This window comes from Spirulina subsalsa FACHB-351 (assembly GCF_026130165.1).
In the GTDB taxonomy this organism is placed as follows: Bacteria; Cyanobacteriota; Cyanobacteriia; order Cyanobacteriales; family Spirulinaceae; genus Spirulina_A; species Spirulina_A subsalsa_A.
The window spans coordinates 40,061-63,618 of the sequence record NZ_JAIHOM010000012.1; the positions used below are offsets into that span (position 1 = coordinate 40,061).

Here is a 23,558-nt window from a genome sequence, read left to right on the forward strand (position 1 = left end):
TCACTTAATGATCAATCATGCTCACACTCACTCACAAACGTGATGCTCAATCGGCACAAGGACCCGCCGCAATCACTTCTTCCCGCGCTGTTTCAAAGCGCTTAAAGTTCTGGACAAACCGACGAGCTAAATCCTTCGCTTGTTGGTCATAAGCCGCCGGATTATTCCAAGTACTCTTAGGATCTAACACTTGAGACGGTACACCGGGGACAGACTCAGGAACCAACACTTTGAAAATGGGGTGCGGATTAAACTTCACATCGTCTAACTGACCATTTAACGCCGCCGAAACCATTGCCCGAGTGTGTTTGATCGCAAACCGTTGACCCACACCATAGGGGCCACCAGACCACCCTGTATTCACCAGATAAACTTTCGTGCCGTGACGGTCCAAACGTTCGCCCAACATTTCAGCGTAAACCGTGGCAGAAAGGGGCAAGAAGGGCTTACCAAAGCAAGCGGAGAAAGTGGCCTCGGGTTCCGTAATCCCCCGTTCTGTTCCGGCTAATTTGCTGGTATAACCGGACATGAAATGATACATAGCCTGTTCTTTCGTTAACAGAGAAATCGGAGGCAACACACCAAACGCATCCGCCGTTAAGAAAATAACAGTATTGGGATGTCCACCCACACTGGGAACTACGGCATTGGGGATGTAATCAATAGGATAAGCAACCCGTCCATTTTCCGTGATGCTATCGTCATCATAATCAGGAGTCCGTTCAGCCCAATCTAGCACGACGTTTTCCATTAATGACCCAAAGCGAATAGCTTCCCAAATTTGGGGTTCATTTTCTTTAGATAACCGAATGGTTTTGGCGTAACATCCCCCTTCAAAGTTGAAGATGCCATCTTTCGACCAACCATGTTCATCATCCCCAATTAAGCGGCGTTCTGGGTCAGCCGATAGGGTGGTTTTCCCAGTTCCAGACAGACCAAAGAATAAGGCGGTATTCCCTTTTGCATCCATGTTAGCGGAACAGTGCATGGGTAATACATCCCGTTTGGTCATGAAATAGTTCATCAGGGAGAAAACGGATTTTTTGATTTCTCCAGCATAGTAAGAACCACCCACAATGATCAGTTTTTTGCCCAAGTGAGCCACAATAAAGGCTTCTGAGTTAATGCCACCATCATTTTCTGGGTCGCCTTTTAATCCGGGGACAGCCAAAACGGTGAAATCTGCTTTGTGGTGGGCTAATTCTTCTTCACTGGGACGGATGAACAGTTGATGGGAGAATAGGTTTTGGGAAGGTAATTCGTTGATAATTCGCACACCCATGCGATGTTTAGGATCTCCTCCCACAAAGCCATCAAAAATATACAGATCCCGACCTTGTACATAGGACAAAGCGTGCCGATATAACAGATCAAAGTTAGCTTCTGAAATCGGCACGTTTAATTTATTCCAGTGAACTTCTTCTTTAGAAGTGGGTTCTTCTACAATAAATTTGTCGTTAGGGGAACGCCCTGTATATTTCCCAGTTTGAACAGATAATGCCCCATTACTGGCTAAAACCCCTTGACCTCGGGCTAAAGTATGTTCAATCAGTTTGGGAATGGAAAGGTTGCGATAGATGTGGCGAACGTTTTTAATGCCTAAAGACTCCAAGCCATAGGTTGGGGTCGGTTCATTGCTGAGAGCTTCAGTGTCGTCAAGATCCTTGTTTAATAATTTGTCAACCGCGAGTTCTTGATAGTCATTTTTGTCTTGATAAGCACTGCTTTGTTGAGTCATAATGAACACTCCATTCAATAAATGAGCTTTGCCCTACCAATTGCTTGTAGCATTTGCACTGATAGTCTGTGCCTTTTAAGCGCGGCTATTTCTGCTTATGCTCGAAATTTTGCATTCTGAAAATTCCCAACATTACCCGACACTGAGGCCTTGAATTTAGGATGGACATAGGTCAACAGGCTTTTTCGTTGAGTTTCCTGTTCAATTCATCGGTTTAATTCGTCCCAACCTATCAAGGTAGAATTGTAAGATAGGGCAAGAATCAAGGGCTAAATACTGGGGTATTAAACCCTGATCAGGTTACTTTACAATGAACTTAAAAAGTTATTACAAACCCCATCTCGCCAGCTTTAAGGAAAAATAAAAGCTAGGGAATTGATTTAAGGAAACTTACTGGATAACAGTTACCTCAGCTAATGAGTTCAGGAACACGAACTCAGGAACATGAACTCGGGAACATCAACTCAGGTTCGTTTTACTTGGGCAACTTTGCTTGGGTAATTCTCCGTGCATTTGTTAACTAGACTACCAAACTTTTCTAAGTTTTAAAAGTCCTTGGGAACAAAGTTAATCTTTTCTTCAGAAAAGCATCACAAGCTGGGGAAAAAATTAGAAAATACTTCAGAATGTCCCCGATTGTTGACTTAACTTTTAAGGGGTTCAGGATGTGATACAGCTTGTTCAATATTCAACCTAAATCCCTCTCCCAGAGGGGGAGAGGGACTTTCCAGTTTAAGGATTTGGCGCTAAAGCGCAACTACGAACCCGTTATAGTCGCAGCGCCCTCGCCGCCGTTTTTGGGTGGGGAAGATGTCACCAACCTTCGGTGAGAACTTCTGCAAAGGGAAAATCAGGGGCGGCCAACACTAAAAGGGTAGTGGGTAGTCCGGCGACCCGCTGCTGGAGGGTTTCATAGTAGGCCTTAAAATCGAAGTTGTCTCTGGGTTTGGCTATGCCGAGAAAGACTAAATCGGCTTGGGCGGAGGATTCATGTAGGATTTCCTCAAAAGAACGACCATCGGAGACTAAAACTTTGGGGATGGCTCGAATCCGCAGGTCTTCAATCATTTGGGTTAGGTTGATTTGAGCGGCTTGGGCGGCACTGGGATCTCCCACGACTAACTTGAGGTATATCTCGGCGTTGCGCCAGTCGAGTTGACTTCGTAAGAGATAGCCGAGGAGCAACATTAAGCTCCCGTTGGCTTGCATCCCCCCCCACCATAAATCAAGGCGTTGGCGTTTGCCAAACCCGCGTTCTGGGTTTTCTCGGAAAATGATGAGGCTGCGCTTGGCATGGTAGATAGCTTGAATCATTTGACAATATTGCTCTCGGCGGCTGGGTTCTTCACTATCTCCGAGGAGGATGGTGTTGGGGACAATAGCGCCGAGGCCGTAGGTTTCGACTAATTGTTCGGCTCCGGCAAAGGGATTGTCGGCGGTGATGATGCGGACGAGGGCTTGAACGCCCCGTTTTTCGATGTAGTCGCGCAGGGTTAGTTCGAGGTCGGTTTGTTGACCCATGTCCCGGGAGCCGGGGGGGAGGATGCTGGCGATGGTGACGAGGCCTCGGTTGTGGGTGAGGGCATCGGCGAGTTCTACGAGGGGCCAACGTTTGCGAGGGATGCCGGAGAGGACGAGGATATGGGGTCGCCAGTTTTTGGTGTCTTCGCTGTGTCCGACTTGTAAGAGGCCGACTCGGAGGAGGTTCATCCATAAACCCCGTCGCACGTCGCCCCAGGTGGTGATGAGTTCTCGTTGTTGTAGCCAGAGGTAGATGGCGAGGACGATGATGGCGGCGACGGTGGTGGCGGTGGGGTTAATCAGGAACATGACGATTAAACAGCCTACAGCGCCGAGGAGGGAGAAGAGCCAATGGATGCGGAAGGTGGGGCGGAAGGAGGGACTATCTAGGAATCCTTCGATGGCGGCGGAGATGTTGAGGACGAGGTAGGTGGTGAGGAAGAACATGGTGAGGACGGGGGCGATGAGGTTGAGGTCGCCAATGCAGACGGCGGCGATCGCAACCACTAAGGTGACGGCGGTTCCAATTTTGGGTTCATCAGTCGGACCGCTCCCTTGTCCAAGAAAGCCCATCCATTGGGGTAGGACTCCATCCCGGGCGAGGGCTTGTAAGACCCGGGGCGCGCCTAAAATACTGCCGATGGCGCTGCTCAGGGTGGCTCCCCAGACCCCGAATAGGATGGCGGGGCCCCAAAGTGCCATTTGTTCCATAATGAGGGGGTATTCTCGCAGGGTGCTAGCATCGGCACGGAGGGCAAGGATGACGGGCAAGCCCATATAAATGACGTAGCCTGTGCCAACGGCGGCGAGGGTGCCGATGGGGATGGCTTTGGTGGGTTCTCGTAGGTCGCCGGACATATTGACTCCGGCCATGATTCCGGTGACGGCGGGGAAGAAGACGGCAAAAACAGCCCAGAAGGGTTCTCCTTTGTTGGTCCAGAGTTCAATCTGGGTGGGTTCGATGGGCTTACCGAGGAGGAAGGAGATGAGGGAAAGGGCGATCGCCGCCATAATAAAATATTGCGCTCGGATGGCAATATTGGCGGAGGTGATGGCTAAAATAGCAACCCCAATGGTGGTGATTAGGGCAATATAAACTTGATTGAGGTCGGGGAAGGTTTGGGTGATACTTTCGGCAAATCCCAAGGTATAGAGGGCCACGGAGAGGGCTTGAGCGAAGTAGAGGGGAATCCCCACGGCTCCCCCGGTTTCTAAGCCCAAGGAGCGACTAATCATGTAGTACGCGCCCCCTACCCGCACCACTCGATCGGTGGCGATCGCACTCACAGACAGCGCCGTTAAAAAGGTGATGGAGGTGGCCAGGGTGACAATCGCTAAGGTCCCCAATAAGCCCACATTCCCCACCACCCAACCAAAGCGGAGGTACATGATCACCCCCAAAATGGTCAAAATTGACGGGGTGTAAACACCGCCAAATGTTCCTAAACCAGATGATTTTGTCATGATATCCCAGGGAAACATTGACCGATTTTCCCTCTAAGCTTCGCTATAGAGGGAGAGTCTGTCAATCCCGCAATTGAACGGGCATCGCTAAATAGGTCATTTTCAACCCACTGAGAGGGGTAAAAATAACGGGCTGGGTGGGTGCATTGAGATGAATGCAAATTTCAACGCTCGACAGCGCCTTTAACCCGTCCATCAAATATTTAACATTAAAGGCAACTTCAGGAGGGTTACTGCTGGTAATTTGCGCTGACATCGACTCTCGTCCACTGCCCAAATCCTGCGATTCAACAGACAAAAATAATTGCTGATTGTCGTGATCGATCACACAGCGCACCACATTATTTTTAGAATCAGCCAACACAGAAATCCGTTCTAAGGCACTCTGAAATTGACGGCGATCGACATTAATTTGATTACCAAATTGTTGGGGAATGAGTTGTCGATAAGCTGGGTAAGCTCCCTCTAATTTGCGGCTCGTAATGCGTTGATTGCCTAACTCAAAAACAATCTGACTTTCATCAACGTGCAGCATGACCGAATCAGTGTTCTCCCGCAGGGTTAACATTCGTTCCAATTCTCTCAAGGTTCTGGCGGGAATTGTGACTTCAAAGTTATCCCCCGCTTGGGCTGTTTCTGAACCGGATTCATTGGGGGTTTCAACAACAGCTAAACGGTGGCCATCGGTGGCTGCAAATTCAATGGCATCGTTCCCTAAAGTAACATGAACTCCCGTTAAAACTTGTTTGGTTTCTTCGGTACTAGCGGCGAAAATTGTAGACCGCAAACCCTCGCTTAAAGCTTGTACGGGTAAGGAGATTGATTCCCCATCTTCGACTATGGGTAAGTCAGGAAACTCCTCGGGGTCCATGCTGCGTAATTTATAACTTCCGAAGGTAGAAGTTAAGGTAATAATTGTATTTTCTCCCTCGTCTTCTGTCTCTTCTACTTGAGCGAGAGTGATTTCTCCTTCGGGCAGTTTGGAGACAATATCACCCAAGGTTTTAGCGGGGAGGGTAATGATTCCTCCTTCGCTTACTTCGGCCGGGAAACTGGTTTGAATCCCTAAACTTAAGTCAAATCCTCTTAAGCTAACTTTTTGGGTGTCTTCATCGGCAATCAGGAGGACATTCCCTAAAACGGGGTGAGTTGGACGGGAGGGAACTGCACGACTGACGAGGGAAAGGTTCGTGTTCAGGTCACTTTGGCTACAAACGAGTTTCATGGGCAATGACATAATCAAAAGCCCTTAATTATAGCATTTTAAGAAGGTTTAGTCAAGAATACTTGACTCACGCCACAGCCTAAAATTAAGAGGCCGCCCATCGCTTGTAAAAGGGAAAGACTTTCACTGTAGAGAAGGAAGCCAAGCAGGGCAGCAATGAGGGGTTCTACATAGGAAATAATGCCATATTCTGAGGCTTTTAAGTAGCGAACGGCGGTAATCATTAAGGTAATGGCAAGGAAGCCATGAAAAAAGCCGACTCCGACTAACCAGAAGGTATTATTCAGGGTGAGAAATTGTAGCTTAAATTGTAGCCATAAGGGGAGGAGGAAAAGGTTGGTAAAGAGAAACTGATAGAAAATACGGGTTTGGGATAGGCAATGGTTGGGGATTTTGCGGTTGATGATAACAAAACTAGCATAGGCAAGGGCGGATAAGAGTCCCCACAATGAGCCGATGACGTTTTGTAGGCCTTGGGTGGGGTCAAAGTCTAGGATAAAAATAAAGCCTAGGAAGGCAATAATGAGGGCGAGGGTTTGAGAGAGGGTGAGTTTTTCTTTGAGCCAAAAAAAGGCGATGGCGGTGGCGATAAAGGGGGCAAGATATAGGAGAAATACGGCATAACTGAGGGAGGTAAAAAGGATGGCTTGGGTGTAAGAAAACATCAAGCCTGCCCAACTGAGGCCGCCTAAGATGAGAGGAAAGAAGGATTTTTGAAAGGGTTGGATGAGGTGGATTTTGCGGGTGATGAGTAAATAAATGAGGAAGAAGAGGAAGCCGAGGTAAAATCGCGCTAGGACAATGAGGGAAACGGGGGCGTTAATTTGTTTAACAAATACGCCTAGGCCTGCCATGATGCTAACGCCGATAATGGCGTAACTGTAGGCGAGAATTCGAGGATTTCTAGGGGGCATTTAAGGGGATTGGAGAGAGGTGAGTAACTGTACAAGTTGTTCTGCGCTATCTAATACGGCTAATTGGGCGGCCTGCTGTGCCATTTGGGTTAATTGGTGGGGGTTTTTGAGGAGTTCTAGGACTTGTTGTTCTAGGTGTTGGGGGGTTAGGTCGTTTTGGCGGTAGACTTGGGCGGCTGCTTTTTCTTCAAAGGCGATCGCATTATAATATTGATGATCTTCGGCCGCGTAGGGATAAGGGATTAAAATGGCAGGGGTTTGAGTAACGGCTAATTCGGTTAAAGTCCCGGCCCCAGCACGACTGATGGCTAAATTCGCCCGTTGCAACAGTCCGGCCATATTATGATAAAACGGTCGCGGGAAATAATGGGGATGCTGGAAACTCTCAACATCCGGGTCTTGTTCCCCCGTTAAATGGACGATATAAGCGCCTGCTGTTAGCCAAGATTCGGCACAGAGACGGACTAAACGGTTGAGGGCAAGGGCACCCTGAGAACCCCCCATCACGACGATGAGAGGGGCCTCTGAGGGGATGGGAAAGTCGAGGGGTTGGGGGGTTAGAAAGCTATCTCGCACGGGGGTACTCACCCAGCGCGTTTTGGCGGGGGGAAGCAAGCGAGCGGTATTCTGGAAACCGATGGCGACGGTGTGGCAGAGGGGAGCGAGTAAACGGGTCACTTTGCCGGGGATGGCGTTGGATTCGTGGAGAATGACGGGAATTCCTTGGAGTTTGGCCGCTAAGATGGCCGGGGCCGCAATATAGCCTCCGGTGGTGAATACGGCCTCAATTTGCAGGGTTTTGAGCAGTTTTTTCACTTGCCAGATGGAGCGAATCTGCTGCCAGAGGATACGGAGGGTTTTTAGGCTGAAACGTTGTTGAAACCCTTCAATGGGGATGAGGTGGAGGGGATAGGTTTGGGGGACTAGGGTTTGTTCTAAACGGTTGGGAACCCCTAACCAGTTGATTTCAGCCTGGGGGAGGCGTTGTGCAACGGCTAACGCGGGGAAAAGATGGCCTCCGGTACCACTAGCGGCAATGAGTAAACGCATAGAAGTTTTTAGGACAAATGATCTGAGATGCTCTGGGGGTCGGATGTTAAAGTTATACCATAGGGCTGGAGATTCGGACTAAGAGCTAATTGTGTCAAGATATGTGGAGTTTTTTGAACTTCTGTATAGATTGATTTTTTTTTGATCGAGTAATAAAAAATCTTCGTGAGAGAAACCCTATAATCGGGAAGGATTAAGGATAATACCACTACAAGATTCACATTATCAAGGATAGGTAGGGCGAAGTATGTCACCCAAAACAAAAGAGTCCCACGTTGATGTTCAACAAGCACAAACGCGCCTGTTATTGTATTTATGGGATATGGATGGGAAAGAAAACCCAGTGAAGCGCGGAGAGTTGAACAAACGACTGGGTAAGTATGCAAAGGACTATCAATCTGCACTCACTGCATTAGAAGAGTCGGGAGCCATTGAGACAATTCAGAACAAACGCTCAGTTAAGTTTGCCTTGACGGACAAAGGATTGCAAGAGTTAGAAACCGGATTACAAAGTCCCGATTTTGTTTTTGTGGGGAATCAAGTAGGGACGAAAGTTCCTAATGCTTTGTTACGGTGGCTTAGAGGGATGAAGGGGGGAGGAGTGGCTGCTAGTCAGAAGGTCGCGCCTAAAATTAGTAAGTATGATGAGTTTAAATCGGTGGTTTTTGCGGTTTACGATGAACTCAATCAAGGCTACAACTTGGGGGATTTGGTGCCAATTTATCGCATTCGTCGGGAAATTGGCGATCGCACTAAACGCACCCAGTTTAATGATTGGCTGGTCAAAATGCAAGCCGATGACTTGATTCAACTCATGGCCGGAGAAATGCCAGACATGACCCCCGATAAGCAGGAAGATTCTATTACTCTCACTGGGGGAGCATTCCGTTACTACGTTAAACGCCTAGGATAATTCATTGCCAGAAGTGAGTTGACAGGAGTTAACTCACTTCTCTTTAACCCCTCTCCTTTTGTTCGCCATCCCACCCCATAACAGACCGTTGTGGTGTAGCAGATTACCTGTTATTGGTCACTTCACAGGATTATAGTAATTATGGCTAAAAATTCGCCCATCGATGCCGTTCACGCGGCTATTCAAAGCCACAATATTTTTAGTAAAGCAGGCATTGTCCGAGAACAAAATGTATGGGGTCGGGGATTTCCTGATGTTCCTTCCTTAAATCATCATGCCTCCGATACCGTTTTAAAGGCTTTAGAGCAAGTGCGCACGACGGATGATAAAGTAACCTCTTTAGTCATTACAGCACAGCAAGGACAAGGTAAAACTCATTTACTTAATCGCATTCGTCGCCAACTTTTACAAGAATCTGATTTTGCTTTTATTTATGCCAATGTTCTGAGCTATACAGACTTAAATCAGGTTCATGTCTACTTTTTACGCACCATTACTGAAAGTTTAAGTCGGGACAATCATGAGGGAGTGACCCAGTGGCAAATGATTGCATCTGCCATGATGAATAGTGTGGTTAAAAATAAACAATCTGCTAAAAGTTTTGTTCGCAAATTTGATCAAGTTCATCAAGCTTATTTAAACAAAGGTCAAAACCTACTGGATGCTTTAACGGCAAAAATTAGAGAACAAAAACCGGGAATTGATCCTTATATTATTCGTGCCGTCATTGGCACACTTTCTGGCAAAGCCTCAAGCTATGCGGAAAAATGGTTAGTGGGAGAGCAACTAGAAGACTCCCATGCTAAATATTTAGGATTGCCGTCTCATTCTCAGCATCTTAATCACAATCAAGAAAAAACGGCTCTCAGCTTCATCAAGCAAATCCTCAGTTTAATTGGTGAGTATATAGTTCCGTTCTCATCTGTTTTGATGAATTGGAAAGTGATCAGTACAATGAAGGTGGATTGATGTCTCACCAAGTGATCGCTTTTTTAATTAAGTCTTTATATGACACATTAGAACAGTCTAAAAGTGGAAAAGGGGTTGTTATTTTATCGGTGATGTTACCAGACACATTCCTCAATATTATGGGTTTACCGGGAGGCACACCAGAACGGATTTCAACCTTTACCCATAAAAAAGCGATCGATCTAAAGTTTGTGAATGGGGTTTCAATGGTCGAGTTAGTTAAACTCTATCTTAACCTATTTTACAACAAAAAAGCCGTTATTCCACCCCATGAATTATATCCTTTTGATGAGGCTGAAATAACACAATATGCACAAACCAACAAACCAACGGTTAGAGAAGCACTCCGTTGGTGTGCGCAGCACTTCAAAGTTGCAGAAGATACTTTACCGACTGAGGCAAAAGGTCGCTTTGAGTTTGCTTTAACTCGGGAAACAGAGGATGATTATAGCGACGATCTCGAAGATAATCAATTTATTGGGGATGTTCTACGATTTGGTTTTAAAACCCTGATTGGGGAGTCTTTACAAGGGGAAACCTCGACGGGGGAATTGCTTAAACAAATGACGGTGACGGGAATTGAAGACATTACTCCTAAATCGAAAAATAATAACTGGATTAACTTTAAAATTGTTGTCAAAGAGGAAGGACAAGAAATTAAAATTGGTCTGATGGTATTGCAAAATAATCACGGTTTATCTGTGGGTGCGGGAATGAATCGGATTATTGACTATGAAACCTTTGGGTTTAATCGCGGGTGTTTAGTTCGTTCCCACGAGAAAAAAATTAAGGAAAATTGGGATTCCCATGCTCATCTAGAATTCCTAATCCAAAAGCTGGGGGGGGAATGGGTGGACTTGAAACTAGAAGAAGTTAAACCGCTTATTCAGCTTTATAATGTTTATCAGCAGCGTGACTATTACAAGCTCGAAGAGCAAGATATTCTGAACTTTGCTAAAGAAATTACGGTCAAGAATCCTTTGTTGCGGGAAGTATTAAGTAATCCTGCAAGCAATATTGACTCCTTAATTCAAGATTTTATTGATGAGGTTAGTGTGGAGGGTGAGCAGAATTCAGATGATGCTGATTTAATGAACAATGAGCTTGTTTTTGATCTCCCGAATAGTTCAGATACCAGTGAAATGGTATCATCTGCTCCTGCAACACCGGATAATCCAAAGATAAGTTCAGCCGTTGATGTTACAACAGAAACCCCCACAGAGGAAACCCAGACCAAAGTTGATACTACATCATCTAAGACCACAAAAACGGGTAAGTCAAAAACATCGACTGCTGGGAAAGGAAAGATAGCAGAAGTATCTAAAACGGTAGAATCGGATCAATCCCAAAGTTCTAAGCCGTCAGCTAAAGCCACATCGGGGAAAACAAAACCTGCTGAGAAATCCCCACCCCCAGCCGTTGAGCAATCCTCTAATTCTAAGCCGTCAGCTAAAGCCACATCGACTGCCAAAACAAAAGCAGCAAGTCAGAAGGCAAAATCGATTGAGGTTGAACAAAAAGCTCCCCCTGCTGCGGTTGAAAAAAGTCCACCTGTCACTCTTCCTCCGGTGGAAGATCCGGAAAAACAATGGTTTGAAAAAAGCTATTCTGGTCAAACAATTGTCGCTTTTCATTTCAATGGAGAACGGTATGAAACGGAGTCTTGGAAAGACTTTCTAATCAATGTTTGTATTTTGATTAAACTGAACCACTCTAAAGATTTTTATAAAGTCCAAGAAGCTGTGAAGGGACGAACAAGATATTTTTTTACTACCAAGCCAGAAGATTTACGTAAAGCAGAGAAAATATCTGGGACGAATCTTTATGTCGAAACTTCATTGAGTGCTAATGATGTGGTGAAATTGATCAAAAAAATAGTTGACTTGTTTGAATATCCTGCGGATGTCATTGCCATAGAAACCCATGAATAGTTCAACGCTTCCTAAAGCCATTTCATTAGGATTTTGTACTTTTGATCTTGATGTTGAAGCACTGTTGGCAGGGGAATTGATTGCTCTTCCTGCGAAAAAGTTCTTGAGAAGTGGTCAGTGCTTTGCGTTAATCCCCGTTTTTTCTGGGGACTTAATTGAGCGCAATTACTATCACCCCAACTCGCCGAGTTTTTCCCCATTGTCCCACCCGCAAAACGGGACAGATTCTATTCAGATTAAAGGGTGGGTTGAGTGTAGAGATTGTGAGATTGTAGAACCTTCTGATCTCGATACTCTCGCTCAAGCTACTATTTGGACTCCCCAAGGATTGCGGGAACATTTGCAAGATCGCCCCTATTTATTTCTGGCTTATTTCCGGGTGTATGAACTGCCGAAGGTGCTGGAAATTCCTACCTTGGGGGATTTGCGGGAGACAGTGGGCGATTTTGTGCGCTTGGAGGATGCGATCGCCATTTCCCCCAATCACCCCATCCTAACCGAGGAAGTCTTTCAACAACGCTGCCAACAACTCCAACAACGACAACCTGCACCCCTCCCGGAAATCGTTCCCTCTGCCCCTCCAGAGCCGCCAGAACCCCCCTCTCCCCCCCCAGCAGACCAAAACACCCCAACCCCTCCCCCTACCCCCGTTATTTTGGAGGAACGGGACTGGAAAGAGCGCATTGCCGAAACAGGCAACTCTAGCCAAGGTCATGAATTTGAAAAGTTAGTGCGTCAAAGTCTATTATTTTTGGGATTTCGCAACACGAACCCCACACCAAAAGCCAACTTAGATCCCAACAGTACCGGAGGCGCTGGGGGGGCTGATTTTTATGCCGATTATCCCTACTCAATTGTGGGAGAATGTAAGGCAACTAAAAGCGAAAAAGTTCGTAACAAAGTCACGTCACAACTGATTCATTTAGGGGTTACTCAGTTGACACAACAAGAATTTGATCAGAGTTTAAAATTAATCTGTGCAGCAGGCAAGTTAACCCCTGACGCAGAACAAGCGGCTAAGGAACATAAAATGAATGTGATTCGACCAGAGACGCTGGAAAATTTGGTTAAATTAAAAGCAGAATATCCGGGTTCTATTGATTTGTGGAAATTCAAAAAATGGCTAGAAAAACAACCTTTTGGAGAAGCGTCTGATGAAAAAATTCAAGGGTATATTAGGGAGGTTTCGATAAGCTTAGAAATTCGCTTTCATTTGGTGCAATTAATTCAGGAGATTAACGAGCCTGCGGGTTTAGAATATATTCGGGGAAAATATGATAGTTCTAGTCCTCCTCAGCCTCTGAGTGAAGAGCAATTAAGAGATATCTTAATTGAATTAACTTCTCCTCTCACGGGATACTTAGGATGGGAAAAAACAGCCGATGGGGGGAGGCGATTTTATCGGTTGCGTAGTTTTGATCAGGTTTAACAAGACTGACAAGTTAAGCCTGAATATTTTCTCGTCAAGACAATCGGGAAAATGTGGTTTTTTCCCAAAATGTTAGAACTCAGATAGGAGTGCTATAGTTAATTTTGGAATGAACTAGCTCTGACACACCCGATATAGCGTTTCCATTTGAGTTTTGTAATCCACAAGGGAAAGCAAAGGGAACAGGGAACATTATACAAGGGTTACAAGGAGTTTGAAGTATTATGAGAAACTTCTCTGAGAGTTGATCAATGATTTGGAATCGCTATATAAAGTAAAAAAAATAATCCTAAAATGCCTCTAACTCAGCGTTTCAATCGTTTAGAATTCATTCAACAATTAGACCCCATTCAAGATCATGCACAAATTTATCATATTTTGGCGGGGTATGAGTTTCCTTGGGATATTAATAAAGCTTTAGAATTAGCGTTAATGAAAACCTTTTGTGTCCCCAGTATTAGTAAACTGCTGGATAAAACCGGAGAGTTTCATCACCACGGACAAAAACGTTATGATGATACGGGTTTAATTGTTTCTCGTATGGTTAAGTATGGGTATCTGGTCGGACAAGGAAAAGCAGCACTCGAACGAATGAATAAAATTCATCAGCATTTCCCGATCAAAAATGACGATTATTTATATGTTTTGTCCGGGTTTATTTATGAGCCGATTCGCTGGATTGAACGTTTTGGCTGGCGGCCTCTTTGCGAAAGGGAAAAGTTAGCGATGTATTATTTTTGGTGTGCTGTGGGCCAAGAAATGGGGATAAAAGATATCCCAGAAAGTTACGCCTTATTTGAGCAATATAATCAAAACTACGAACAGCAATATTTCTACTATTGTGATGCTAATGCGAGGGTCGGGGAATCAACGGTTCAAATTTTTCTCCATTGGTTTCCTGCTATGTTTAGACCCATTCTCCGGCCTTTGATTTATGCGATGTTGGAGGAGTCTATGCTGGAGGCCTTTGGTTTACCTTCTCCCCCCGCTTATCAGCGCTCTTTTGTGTCTAATACTCTCAAATTCCGAGGCTATCTACTTTCCTATTTTCCCCCTCGGCAACGACCGGATTTTTATCTGGACCGCCAACATCTCAGTTATCCGGGAGGTCACTCGTTAAAGGATGTGGGTCCGGTGGGTATGTTGGAGGAGTTGAATCGGGAACGACCAGAACAAAGTAACTAATTTAATCCCCTGCTCGCGGCTGGGGAATTTTATCAAGTTTTCTTAACACTCTTGGATCTTCCCCGAAAAACTGTCACAATAGATACAGAATTACATTGCGGGTGTGTCTTCCGGATTGACTGATTCTCATGATGAAGGGTTAACAGAATCCGTCCCGGGCGATCAGATATCAGATGGTCAGACTTGAGATATATCTCAGGTTGCGGGGGGATCTCCTTTTGAAAATTTTTTAATAAAGCAAGCAATCGAGGGTTTTAACAATGGAATTATGCTATCGTGGCGTTCATTACCAACGTCAGCCGTTATCTTTAGAAGTGTCTGAGGGTGAATTGTCAGGCAAATATCGCGGTCAGTCTTATAACTACCGCTATCCTAGACATATTCCAACGCTGCAAACAAAACCGCCGTTAAAGTATCGGGGCGTGGCTTACCAATATTGCCCGATGATCCAAACGGAGAACACTTTAAAGGCTCAGTTGGCTGCGATCGCCGAAAACTGTGGAAACCCTGCTCCTGTAGCTCGTCTTAATCGTGCGCAAGAAACGGCTCAAGTCCACCTCTATAATATGCGCCGCAATCTAGAGTATCGCTTACAGGTGGCACGGGCGAGAGGAGATCAAAACTTGATCGGAATGCTGGAAAAAGAGTCTCGGCAACTTGCCCTTTAGAATCTTAGCCTGACTCGCAACGAAACGCAATCCCAGAGCGAAACTTTTCAGCTTCGCTCTTTTTTTGCTCACAATTTTGGTGAAAATCACTATAATTAAAATAGCCCTCACAACTAAGGGAAAATTATGATCACTCAAACCCTACTCCCTCAAACTCAAGACTTAAGCTTACAGCCGAAGGACTATAGTCTGTTTACGGATCTCTATCAATTGACCATGAGTGCTTGTTATGTTGGGGAAGGCATTGCCCAACAGCCTGCGAGTTTTGAACTGTTTACCCGACGCTTGCCGGAGGGGTTTGGTTATTTAATTGCGATGGGATTGACTCAGGCGTTAGAGTACCTAGAGCAACTCCAGTTCACCAGTGGGCAGATTGCGGCATTACAGGAAACGGGAATTTTTGCCCAAGCGCCCTCGGAGTTTTGGCATTTGTTGGAGTCGGCGCGCTTTACGGGGGATGTGTGGGCAGTACCGGAAGGGACGGCGATGTTTGCCCATGAACCTCTGTTGCGCATTGAGGCGCCCCTGTGGCAAGCGCAATGGGTGGAAACCTATTTGCTCAATGCGCTCAACTATCAAACCCTAATCGCTACGAGAGCGGCTCGTTTGCGGGATATAGCGGGGGAGGATGCCCATTTGTTGGAATTCGGTACAAGGCGAGCTTTTAGCCCTCAAGGGGCGCTCTGGGCAGCACGGGCGGCTTTAGGGGGAGGATTGGATGCGACGTCGAATGTGTTGGCGGCGTTGCAGTTGGGGGAGAAACCTGTGGGGACTATGGCTCATGCTTTGGTGATGGCGGTGAAGGCGCTGGCGGGGTCGGAAGATGAGGCGTTTACAGCGTTTCAGCGTTATTTTCCCGAGGCGGCGCTCTTGGTAGATACATATGATCCAGTGGCGGCAGTGGAACGCTTGGGGGAACAGGTGCGGGAGGGGAAACGGCATCTTAGGGGAGTGCGTTTGGATTCGGGGGATTTGGTGGCGTTGTCCCAAGAGGTGCGATCGCAGTTACCCGAGGTGAAAATCTTCGCCAGTGGGGATCTCGATGAGTGGGAAATCCAGCGCCTGCAACGGGAGGGGGCTTGTATTGATGGCTATGGATTCGGCACCCGCTTAGTGACAGGGGATCCGGTGAATGGGGTGTATAAGTTAGTGGAGATTGGGGGCATTCCCACCATGAAACAATCCAGTGGAAAGGCCACCTATCCGGGCAGAAAACAGGTTTTTCGGCGCCTTGGCGAGGAAATGCGCGATCGCCTAGGTCTGGCATCAGAACACCCGAGAGAGGGCGAAATTCCCCTACTGCGCTGTGTGATGAGAGGGGGGGAGCGTTTGCGAGGAGGGGAGTCTTTAGGGGAGATTCGCGATCGCACCCGTCAATCCGTGCAAAGCTTACCCCCCCAAACTCGTCAACTGGATCATCCCACACCTCCCCCCGTCCTCATTTCTCAAGAGTTACAAGCGTTGCAGTCAACAGTCCAGTAGCTCTGTAGGTTGGGTGAAGCGCCAGCGCAACCCAACAAAACAATTGATAATGAATAATTGCTAATTGTTTCGCGCTCTGTAGGTTGGGTGAAGCGCCAGCGCAACCCAACAAAACAGTCAATCGTTCTCCATTCTCCCACCATCGAAGTAAAACCATGACAGAAATAGCCCTTTTCGGCACCAGTGCTGATCCTCCGACTTCAGGCCACCAAACTATTCTACGCTGGCTTTCTAACCATTATGATTGGGTGGCCGTGTGGGCCTCAGATAATCCCTTTAAACAACATCAAACCCCCCTAGAACATCGGATGATGATGTTACGCTTAGTGATTATGGAAATTGAAGCCCCCCGGCACAATATCAGCTTAAATCGGGAATTAAGCCATCCTAGAAGCTTAACTACAGTGCAGAAAGCGCGAGAAATTTGGGGGGATGAGGTAAATTTAAATCTGGTGATTGGTGCGGATTTAATTCCTCAACTCCCCCGATGGTATAACGTCGAAACCCTGTTAAAACAAGTACAATTGCTGATTGTGCCGCGTTTCGGTTATGCCATTGATCCCGAAGGACTGGCACAATTAGAAACATTAGGGGGAAATTATGCGATCGCCGATCTCAATGCACCGGGAGTTTCATCCAGTGCCTACCGGGAAGAAGGGGATCAGAGTGTCGTGATTCCCCTTGTTCAAGACTACATCCATCAACAACAACTCTATGCCTCGTGATTCTGTCCTGATCCTTCTTCTGCCTTCCCGCACCCTAACCCCATGAATACCCCTGATCCCCCCAACCTTGATTCACCCATGTTAGCTGATTTTAAAGTTGGGGTGGATAACGTCATCTTTTCCGTAGATAGTGAGCAGAATCGACTCTTAGTATTGTTAGTCAGGCGCTCCCATGAACCCTTCCTCAAATCTTGGAGTTTACCCGGCACCCTTGTCCGTCAAGGAGAATCCCTTGAAGATGCCGCCCATCGCATTTTATGCGAGAAAATTAAAGTCGAGAATCTCTATTTAGAACAACTCTACACCTTCGGCAATCCCGGCCGAGATCCTCGGGAGGATATTCACTCCTTTGGGGTGCGTTATCTCAGCGTGAGTTATTTCGCCCTCGTCCGTTTAGATGCTGCCGAATTACTGATGAAACAAGGAGGAGCGACGGCTTGGTATCCGGTGAAAAATGTGCCTCAACTGGCTTTTGATCACAATCAAATTATTGACTATGGCTATCGAAGATTGCGCAATAAGTTAGAATATAGTCCCATTGCTTTTGAGGTTTTACCTAAGCTTTTTACCCTCAATGATCTTTATCAACTCTACTGCACGATTTTAGGGGATAATTTTTCGGATTATTCTAACTTTAGAACCCGCTTATTAAAACTCGGCTTTTTGGAAGATACGGGGGTTAAAGTTTCACGGGGGGCGGGGCGACCTGCGAGTTTATATCGGTTCAATGCGGAAGCGTTTGCTCCTTTAAAGGATAAGCCGCTGGTTTTTGTTTAATGGCTACAGTTTTTTGACACTCCCCGACCTAAAGGTACGGGGCTTTAAAGCCAAATTTTTGGTAAGGATTCAGGTGTGGGGGGTTGACAAATTAGAAAAAATAGCCAGGGTAGCATCAAGAAGCCGATAGAGATTCCCCCAGCCATAGAGTGAGAGCAACTGAGACAAGCCTCATCAGAGATGTGCGATGATTCACCGCTTATTTTCTCCCTTGATTAGGATTGGGGCTGAAACATGGCGGTGCTTAAATATCGTTCACCACCACTAGCTTGAATGGCGACAATAGTGCGATCGCCATATTCTGGACGCGCCCCGATTTGTAAAGCAGCTTCAACCACAGCCCCCGTCGATATCCCACTGATAATTCCTTCCTGACTCGCCAACAGTCGTCCAATCTTGTAGGACTCCTCTTCAGTCACCATCACGATTTCATCAATTAAATCAACTCGCAAAATATCAGGAATAAAGCCCGCACCAATACCTTGGATATCGTGAACATTGCGACAATGACCGCTTAACACTGCACTAGCAGCCGGCTCCACGGCAACAATTTTTAAATCGGGTTTTTTTTGTTTTAAATAGAAACCCGCCCCAGTCAGCGTGCCACCCGTTCCCACCCCTACCACTAAAACATCAATCTTCCCCGCTGTATCCTGCCAAATTTCTGGCCCTGTGGTTTGATAGTGAATTTTCGGATTCGCGGGGTTGCTAAACTGTTGGGGAGAAAAAGAATTAGGAATACTGGCTAACAGTTCATTCGCCCGTTCAATAGCACCGGGCATATCTGCTTGGGCTGGAGTTTTCACAACTTCTGCACCATAGGCAATCGCTAGTTTTTGCCGCTCTAGACTCATGTGTTCCGGCATTGTTAAAATTAGACGATAGCCCTTAGCGGCACAAACCATCGCTAAACCAATCCCCGTATTTCCTGATGTCGCTTCAATAATTGTTGAAACTCCAGGTTGGATTAAACCAGCTTTTTCGGCTTCTTCAATCATACTCACCGCAATTCTATCTTTCACAGAATGGGCTGGATTCAAACTTTCTAGTTTTAGTAAAATCTGCGCTGAACAATGGTAAATTTCAGGAAGATGGCGCAATTTAACTAAGGGAGTATTGCCGATAATTTGGGTAATATTTTGGTAGATTTTCATTTGTTTAATGGCAGGTTAAGGAAATAGATGGTTAAATCATAAGCTGAAACCAGACCGCCACTAAAGTCGCCATGAGCAAAATGTGGGGGATATTTTGAGCCAAGGGACGGCGGGTAATTTTTAACAGAGGGAACAAACTAAAACCTAAAGCTAAAAGTAATGTTAACCCTTGAATAAACTGGGCTACATCCAAACTCCAGGTTAAGGTGATTAAGCCATCGCCACTAAAACCAAAGGTACGAGCAATTATAGGTAAAATTTGCCCGGCTTCAGTCATCGCTGCGGGTACATAGTAGGCTAAGTTTCCAGCTAAAACGATGGGCAAATAAGCATAAATAACGGTTTGATAGCTGGGCATTTCTGGATCGAAAAATCGAGCGATTTGATGGGTGATGTAGGTGAGAACAAGGGGAATGGATAAGAACAACAAAGCTAGTGGAATGCCGCTCACCAAATGGTCAGAGGTGATCACTATATTTTTCCAGCCAAATTTTGCCAAAATTTGTTGAGAATAGTGTAAAAATACACCACCAAACAATAACAGTAGCAGGGCAATTTCTGCGAGAAAACCTTTGTGATTTTCAACAAGGTCTGCGGCGGGAAACCGAAGATTTAACTGACCAGAACGGTTGGGACAAGCCTTAACACAGGTCATGCAAAGGGTGCAATCTCGATTATCTAGCAATTGGGCCGGGTGGGAATACAAAGGACATCCCCCTGTAGCTTGCCCTTCTGTAGGCAAGGCATCAGGAAAATTAACCGGAGTGGCATCACTGCCCTGATAGCAACCAAAGGTACTACATTGTGTCCCGCAAACCTGCTGAGTCGATCGCAACTCCACGACGGCTAACTTAGCAAACATCCCATTCATGCCACCAATGGGACACAAATAACGACACCAGAGGCGGCGTTCATAGATAATGCTACAAATCACCGCCCCCGCCGTAATGATGATCAGGAGCGCGGCGGAAAGATTGGCATGATGGGGGAGATCCCATAGTTTTTCCCACAAATAAATGGCTACAAACCCGCCCCACAATACCCAAGCCCCCCATTTATTCAGCCATTTTGTTGGCCAAGGCAATAGTTGACGCGGCCAAATCCATAGTGACAGTTTTCTAATCCATTCCCCGGTAATCATAAATGGACAAACGGCACACCAGAGGCGACCGATCAAGACAAATAGGAGTAAATAAAACGGCCACCACCAAGCCCAAAATAGGTTCAGGACGATGTTGGCATCTCGGGTTTGGGGTCCAATCAATCCCATAATGGTAACGGGAACAAAAATAGCCATCATCGGCCACCAAAACCCTTCCGGCCACCAATTGCTTAAGAGGAATTGGCGCAGTCCTGGAATTTGATTCAGTAGATCCACCCGAAAGGCATTTTTCTTGGATTCCACTGACCACAAAACCTGTTCAGGAATTACCGACTGTTCAGCAGGGGTCATGACCACTGCTCGTTTAAGAATATTTTCTAACTCAGCGATATTGCCGGGATAGTCATAACTGAGGAGCCGCCGTAGATCGGCTTGATCGAGTTGTAAGGTTGGGCGATTTTGTTCCCGACAGAACCTTTCTAGAAAATACTGGGCAAAGGCAGAAATATCTGATTTGCGCTGGGAAAGGGTGAAAAGTTTAAGGGTATGGGCATCTATTCCCGAAATGGGGAGTTTAGTGGGACTGATGAGAATCAAACGCACCCAAAGGGATTGGGGGGAAATGTTGGGCTGGATTTCTAGGGGGGCGTTGGGGATCAGGTTTCCGGTTTTGAGATAGTGAATCAGTCGATCGCGATCGCTTGGACTGAGAATTTGCCAGTTATCAATGGCAAGGGTTCCCCTTTCTAATAAGGCAATCGCCCCCGTTACCCCGTCAATCCGTCCAAATAAAATATCAGTATTGATATCCCCCTCGGCATTGCGGGGCAATTGGGCGCAATCAATTTCAGCAAAGGGGCGATTTTTGAGTCCAGACTGGGCGTGAATGATCCCAGCGATAAAAGTTTTGCCGCTGCCGGGTAAGGCTTGCACAAAAATGGGTTTTAAGTCTTGGGCAGCTAGTTCAACCTGTTGAACTAGCTTTTGACTAGGTTTGCTATTACTGATAATAGTTTCACTGGTGGGAACTGGGCGGATGTAGGGTTGTAAGCCTTGAATGCGGGCTTGTTCTTTGGCGATGCGGTCTTGAAATTTGGCTAAGTCTTGAACTAAGAGGGTATTGATCACACCGTTAATTTCGGGATATTCTGTTTTCAGTTGTTCAAAGCGATCTCTAGATAAAAACCAGACTTCACTTTTAGCGATCGCCATTGCTCCAGTTCGGTAGCCGGGGGTTTCTTCAACCATACCGAGGGAAATATGACCAAATAGTTCTCCAGCGTTGCGATAGGTAATATGGGTTTTACCGACCGGAGAATTTCGATATATTTCTACAGTTCCCCACTTGAGTAGATATAAGCCTTCAGGGGTAGTATTTTGGGCAAAAATATTGGTGTTGGCTTCTACGGGCAATAAAGATAGAGATGCAGCAATTTGTGCGATGGTGTTCTCCCCTAGCTTCCCCCAAATACGATGAAAACTGAGCCAATTAATACAGTCTTGAATGTCTTCGGGGGTGGGTTTTGGTAGTTCTGAAGAGATGTTTGAAATCATAACAAGGTTTGAAGAAAAAAGTTGAGCAGGGAAGGACTCTAGAAATTAACCATTTCCCTATTACCTATTCCCTTGTTGAGTCTAGCGTTGGGCTTTTTCAGCAGACCCTAAATATTATTATACAGATATAGTGTTGCCAAATCATTAATCAACGAAATGCTCTTGACTTCTAACTTTGGGTCTTAACTTGTCAAGATTGCTTGTTGATTGTTGGGTTTCGCTGTCGCTACACCCAACCTACAACGATTAAAAGACAGAAACCGGGTTTTTGCCTTAACCTAGACCCCAAAGCAGTCCATCAAAACAACCCGGTTTCTAAGAGAATTAACCCCAGAGGAAAAACTCTGGGTAATTTTGCATTACCCACGCACTCCCCCAGAGAAAGAGTGCTAATCCTAATGTTCCCCAAGCCCAAAGTTCCTGCCGCCAAGGTAACTCAAAATATTTTTCGAGGGCGTATAAAAAGAAGAATGTGCCGCCAATGCCTTGGAATGTGCCGATGTTTAAAATAGTACCGAAATAAAGGGCCCCCACTCCAGAGGCGATCGCACCAATTTGTAAAACTGGGTACATCCACGGCCGCTCATGGCTATACCATTTGGACGACCAAATCAACAGCCCTAAACTATATACAAATGTACCGATATAAAAAACCCCTCGTTGAAAAATACTAAATTGAGGCACCGTAATCCAGCCTTGCAAATGGGCGGCATAGACCAAGATAAGGGCGAAAGAGGCAAACGTAGCATAGGGGATAACCCGACGACTGCGAAAACCAAAACTGTAGACTCCGGGGGTAACTGTTACCACAAAGCCGAAAAAGGCCTCTAGAGCAAGAATTGCCAGAAAACCAAAGACAGAACTTTGATAGGCGATCGCCATTCCCCCCCATAACAGCGTTAAAACCCCACTGCCAAAGGTGATCGGGTTTGTTTTCAGTTTTGTATAAAAGTTTTCAAAGGTTTTAGGGTGTAACCCATGAGACCAGGCCCAAACTCCATTAATGGCGATCGCACCCGGCAGCGCCCAAAACTCACTCTTGTTCGCCAGTATTAGCCCCCCACACACCCCATAGGCCAAAATTTCGTAGCCTTCTATGGGAATTAACGCCAACAGCGCAACCAAATAAATTCCCCCCAACCACACCACCGCTAGGACAATTAAAAAACTGGCCACCACCCAGATAATATTGGCAAAGGTGAGAACCCCCCGCACCTGTTCCCCCAAACTCAGAGGATACTGTTCAGGATGACTCATATAGTAATCCCGTTGAGTTTGAGCCATCGTCTCATCAAAAACCCCCCGTTGAGAGAGATCCTCGACCACTTCCAACGCACAGGACTGGGAAATCGTCACCGCTTGCACCGGAGAAGACACCATCACCCACCCCACCATCACCAGAGTTAACAGCCAAACTATAACCATCCGGCCTCGCATCATAACACCTGCCTTGTTGAATCCTTTTCGCTGCCTTGATTTCAACTCAAGAAACAGAAAATAGAGTCAAGGATGTACCACTTTTTGAGGTGACTGGGAATGGGGAACAGGGAATAGGGAATAGGTAATAGGAAAAAGGCGTTATTGAATACTCCATAAATAGTGTTTTCCAATTTATAGAACGCTATATCTGGGACTTGACAAAAGGCACACAAGCTTAACTTGTCAAAGTTGGGGAATAGGTAATAGGGAATTGTTCCCCCTGCTCCCCTGCTCCCCTGCTCCCCTGCTCCCTCGCTCCCCTGCTCCCCTGCTCCCCC

General features: G+C 46.2%; 17 protein-coding genes. 9 read left to right on the forward strand and 8 right to left on the reverse strand.

Annotated elements, in window-relative coordinates:
* Window positions 1-46: 46 nt before the first annotated feature.
* From pckA to murG, 5 genes are all read right to left on the reverse strand, one after another.
* A complete protein-coding gene (pckA, locus tag K4A83_RS03700) occupies window positions 47-1,738 on the reverse strand; it encodes a phosphoenolpyruvate carboxykinase (ATP) (protein WP_265263065.1) in 1,692 nt (563 codons plus the stop codon).
* Window positions 1,739-2,551: 813 nt separating this feature from the next.
* A complete protein-coding gene (locus K4A83_RS03705) occupies window positions 2,552-4,723 on the reverse strand; it encodes an APC family permease (protein ID WP_265263066.1) in 2,172 nt (723 codons plus the stop codon).
* 61 nt (window positions 4,724-4,784) lie between these two features.
* Window positions 4,785-5,948, reverse strand: a complete 1,164-nt coding sequence (dnaN, locus tag K4A83_RS03710) for a DNA polymerase III subunit beta (protein WP_265263067.1) — start codon at window positions 5,946-5,948, stop codon at window positions 4,785-4,787.
* A gap of 38 nt (window positions 5,949-5,986) precedes the next feature.
* Window positions 5,987-6,862, reverse strand: a complete 876-nt coding sequence (locus tag K4A83_RS03715) for a DMT family transporter (RefSeq protein ID WP_265263068.1) — start codon at window positions 6,860-6,862, stop codon at window positions 5,987-5,989.
* Window positions 6,863-7,912 (reverse strand): undecaprenyldiphospho-muramoylpentapeptide beta-N-acetylglucosaminyltransferase, encoded by a 1,050-nt coding sequence (gene murG / locus K4A83_RS03720; protein ID WP_265263069.1) that lies wholly within the window; start codon window positions 7,910-7,912, stop codon window positions 6,863-6,865. It lies immediately after the preceding gene.
* A 247-nt stretch (window positions 7,913-8,159) separates the two neighbouring features.
* On the opposite strand from murG, the gene K4A83_RS03725 reads away from it, so the two are divergent.
* The 9 genes from K4A83_RS03725 (at window position 8,160) to K4A83_RS03765 (ending at window position 17,991) form a co-directional block, all read left to right on the forward strand.
* Window positions 8,160-8,825 carry a hypothetical protein gene (locus K4A83_RS03725; protein ID WP_265263070.1) on the forward strand — a complete coding sequence of 222 codons (666 nt, stop codon included), beginning with the start codon at window positions 8,160-8,162 and terminating at the stop codon, window positions 8,823-8,825.
* Between the two features lie 141 nt (window positions 8,826-8,966).
* Window positions 8,967-9,794 carry a KAP family NTPase gene (locus tag K4A83_RS03730; protein WP_265263071.1) on the forward strand — a complete coding sequence of 276 codons (828 nt, stop codon included), beginning with the start codon at window positions 8,967-8,969 and terminating at the stop codon, window positions 9,792-9,794.
* Complete coding sequence (locus K4A83_RS03735) at window positions 9,794-11,725, forward strand: hypothetical protein (protein WP_265263073.1); 1,932 nt, start codon at window positions 9,794-9,796, stop codon at window positions 11,723-11,725. The genes K4A83_RS03730 and K4A83_RS03735 overlap by 1 nt, the downstream gene beginning before the upstream one ends.
* On the forward strand, window positions 11,718-13,154 hold the full coding sequence (locus tag K4A83_RS03740; RefSeq protein ID WP_265263074.1) for a restriction endonuclease: 1,437 nt from the start codon (window positions 11,718-11,720) through the stop codon (window positions 13,152-13,154). The genes K4A83_RS03735 and K4A83_RS03740 overlap by 8 nt, the downstream gene beginning before the upstream one ends.
* 294 nt (window positions 13,155-13,448) lie before the next feature.
* A complete protein-coding gene (locus tag K4A83_RS03745; RefSeq protein WP_265263075.1) occupies window positions 13,449-14,339 on the forward strand; it encodes an oxygenase MpaB family protein in 891 nt (296 codons plus the stop codon).
* Between the two features lie 260 nt (window positions 14,340-14,599).
* Window positions 14,600-15,007 (forward strand): arginine synthesis PII-interacting regulator PirA, encoded by a 408-nt coding sequence (pirA, locus tag K4A83_RS03750; RefSeq protein WP_265263076.1) that lies wholly within the window; start codon window positions 14,600-14,602, stop codon window positions 15,005-15,007.
* 126 nt (window positions 15,008-15,133) lie between these two features.
* On the forward strand, window positions 15,134-16,489 hold the full coding sequence (locus K4A83_RS03755; RefSeq protein ID WP_265263077.1) for a nicotinate phosphoribosyltransferase: 1,356 nt from the start codon (window positions 15,134-15,136) through the stop codon (window positions 16,487-16,489).
* Window positions 16,490-16,644: 155 nt separating this feature from the next.
* Window positions 16,645-17,214: a nicotinate-nucleotide adenylyltransferase gene (locus tag K4A83_RS03760; RefSeq protein WP_265263078.1), complete on the forward strand. Its 570-nt coding sequence runs from the start codon at window positions 16,645-16,647 to the stop codon at window positions 17,212-17,214.
* Window positions 17,215-17,256: 42 nt separating this feature from the next.
* On the forward strand, window positions 17,257-17,991 hold the full coding sequence (locus K4A83_RS03765; protein WP_265263079.1) for an NUDIX hydrolase: 735 nt from the start codon (window positions 17,257-17,259) through the stop codon (window positions 17,989-17,991).
* A gap of 215 nt (window positions 17,992-18,206) precedes the next feature.
* Here the strand turns inward: K4A83_RS03765 and cysK are convergent, their stop codons facing one another.
* The 3 genes from cysK to K4A83_RS03780 all read right to left on the reverse strand — a co-directional run bounded on the left by cysK (window position 18,207) and on the right by K4A83_RS03780 (window position 23,226).
* On the reverse strand, window positions 18,207-19,145 hold the full coding sequence (gene cysK, locus K4A83_RS03770; RefSeq protein WP_265263080.1) for a cysteine synthase A: 939 nt from the start codon (window positions 19,143-19,145) through the stop codon (window positions 18,207-18,209).
* 31 nt (window positions 19,146-19,176) lie between these two features.
* The gene (locus K4A83_RS03775; protein WP_265263081.1) at window positions 19,177-21,801 is read right to left on the reverse strand and encodes an AAA-type ATPase lid domain-containing protein; all 2,625 of its coding nucleotides are present in this window, start codon (window positions 21,799-21,801) and stop codon (window positions 19,177-19,179) included.
* Window positions 21,802-22,125: 324 nt separating this feature from the next.
* Entirely contained in the window at window positions 22,126-23,226 is a 1,101-nt protein-coding gene (locus K4A83_RS03780) for a hypothetical protein (RefSeq protein ID WP_265263082.1), read from the reverse strand.
* Window positions 23,227-23,558: the final 332 nt, after the last annotated feature.

Coding starts and splice junctions, on each gene's coding strand:
- K4A83_RS03730 (WP_265263071.1), top strand. CDS start 8,967: ATGGCTAAAAATTCGCCCATCGATGCCGTTCACGCGGCTATTCAAAGC.
- K4A83_RS03745 (WP_265263075.1), top strand. CDS start 13,449: ATGCCTCTAACTCAGCGTTTCAATCGTTTAGAATTCATTCAACAATTA.
- K4A83_RS03715 (WP_265263068.1), bottom strand. CDS start 6,862: ATGCCCCCTAGAAATCCTCGAATTCTCGCCTACAGTTACGCCATTATC.
- K4A83_RS03725 (WP_265263070.1), top strand. CDS start 8,160: ATGTCACCCAAAACAAAAGAGTCCCACGTTGATGTTCAACAAGCACAA.
- K4A83_RS03735 (WP_265263073.1), top strand. CDS start 9,794: ATGTCTCACCAAGTGATCGCTTTTTTAATTAAGTCTTTATATGACACA.
- K4A83_RS03775 (WP_265263081.1), bottom strand. CDS start 21,801: ATGATTTCAAACATCTCTTCAGAACTACCAAAACCCACCCCCGAAGAC.
- K4A83_RS03705 (WP_265263066.1), bottom strand. CDS start 4,723: ATGACAAAATCATCTGGTTTAGGAACATTTGGCGGTGTTTACACCCCG.
- K4A83_RS03780 (WP_265263082.1), bottom strand. CDS start 23,226: ATGGTTATAGTTTGGCTGTTAACTCTGGTGATGGTGGGGTGGGTGATG.
- pirA (WP_265263076.1), top strand. CDS start 14,600: ATGGAATTATGCTATCGTGGCGTTCATTACCAACGTCAGCCGTTATCT.
- K4A83_RS03740 (WP_265263074.1), top strand. CDS start 11,718: ATGAATAGTTCAACGCTTCCTAAAGCCATTTCATTAGGATTTTGTACT.
- murG (WP_265263069.1), bottom strand. CDS start 7,912: ATGCGTTTACTCATTGCCGCTAGTGGTACCGGAGGCCATCTTTTCCCC.
- dnaN (WP_265263067.1), bottom strand. CDS start 5,948: ATGAAACTCGTTTGTAGCCAAAGTGACCTGAACACGAACCTTTCCCTC.
- K4A83_RS03760 (WP_265263078.1), top strand. CDS start 16,645: ATGACAGAAATAGCCCTTTTCGGCACCAGTGCTGATCCTCCGACTTCA.
- cysK (WP_265263080.1), bottom strand. CDS start 19,145: ATGAAAATCTACCAAAATATTACCCAAATTATCGGCAATACTCCCTTA.
- K4A83_RS03755 (WP_265263077.1), top strand. CDS start 15,134: ATGATCACTCAAACCCTACTCCCTCAAACTCAAGACTTAAGCTTACAG.
- pckA (WP_265263065.1), bottom strand. CDS start 1,738: ATGACTCAACAAAGCAGTGCTTATCAAGACAAAAATGACTATCAAGAA.
- K4A83_RS03765 (WP_265263079.1), top strand. CDS start 17,257: ATGAATACCCCTGATCCCCCCAACCTTGATTCACCCATGTTAGCTGAT.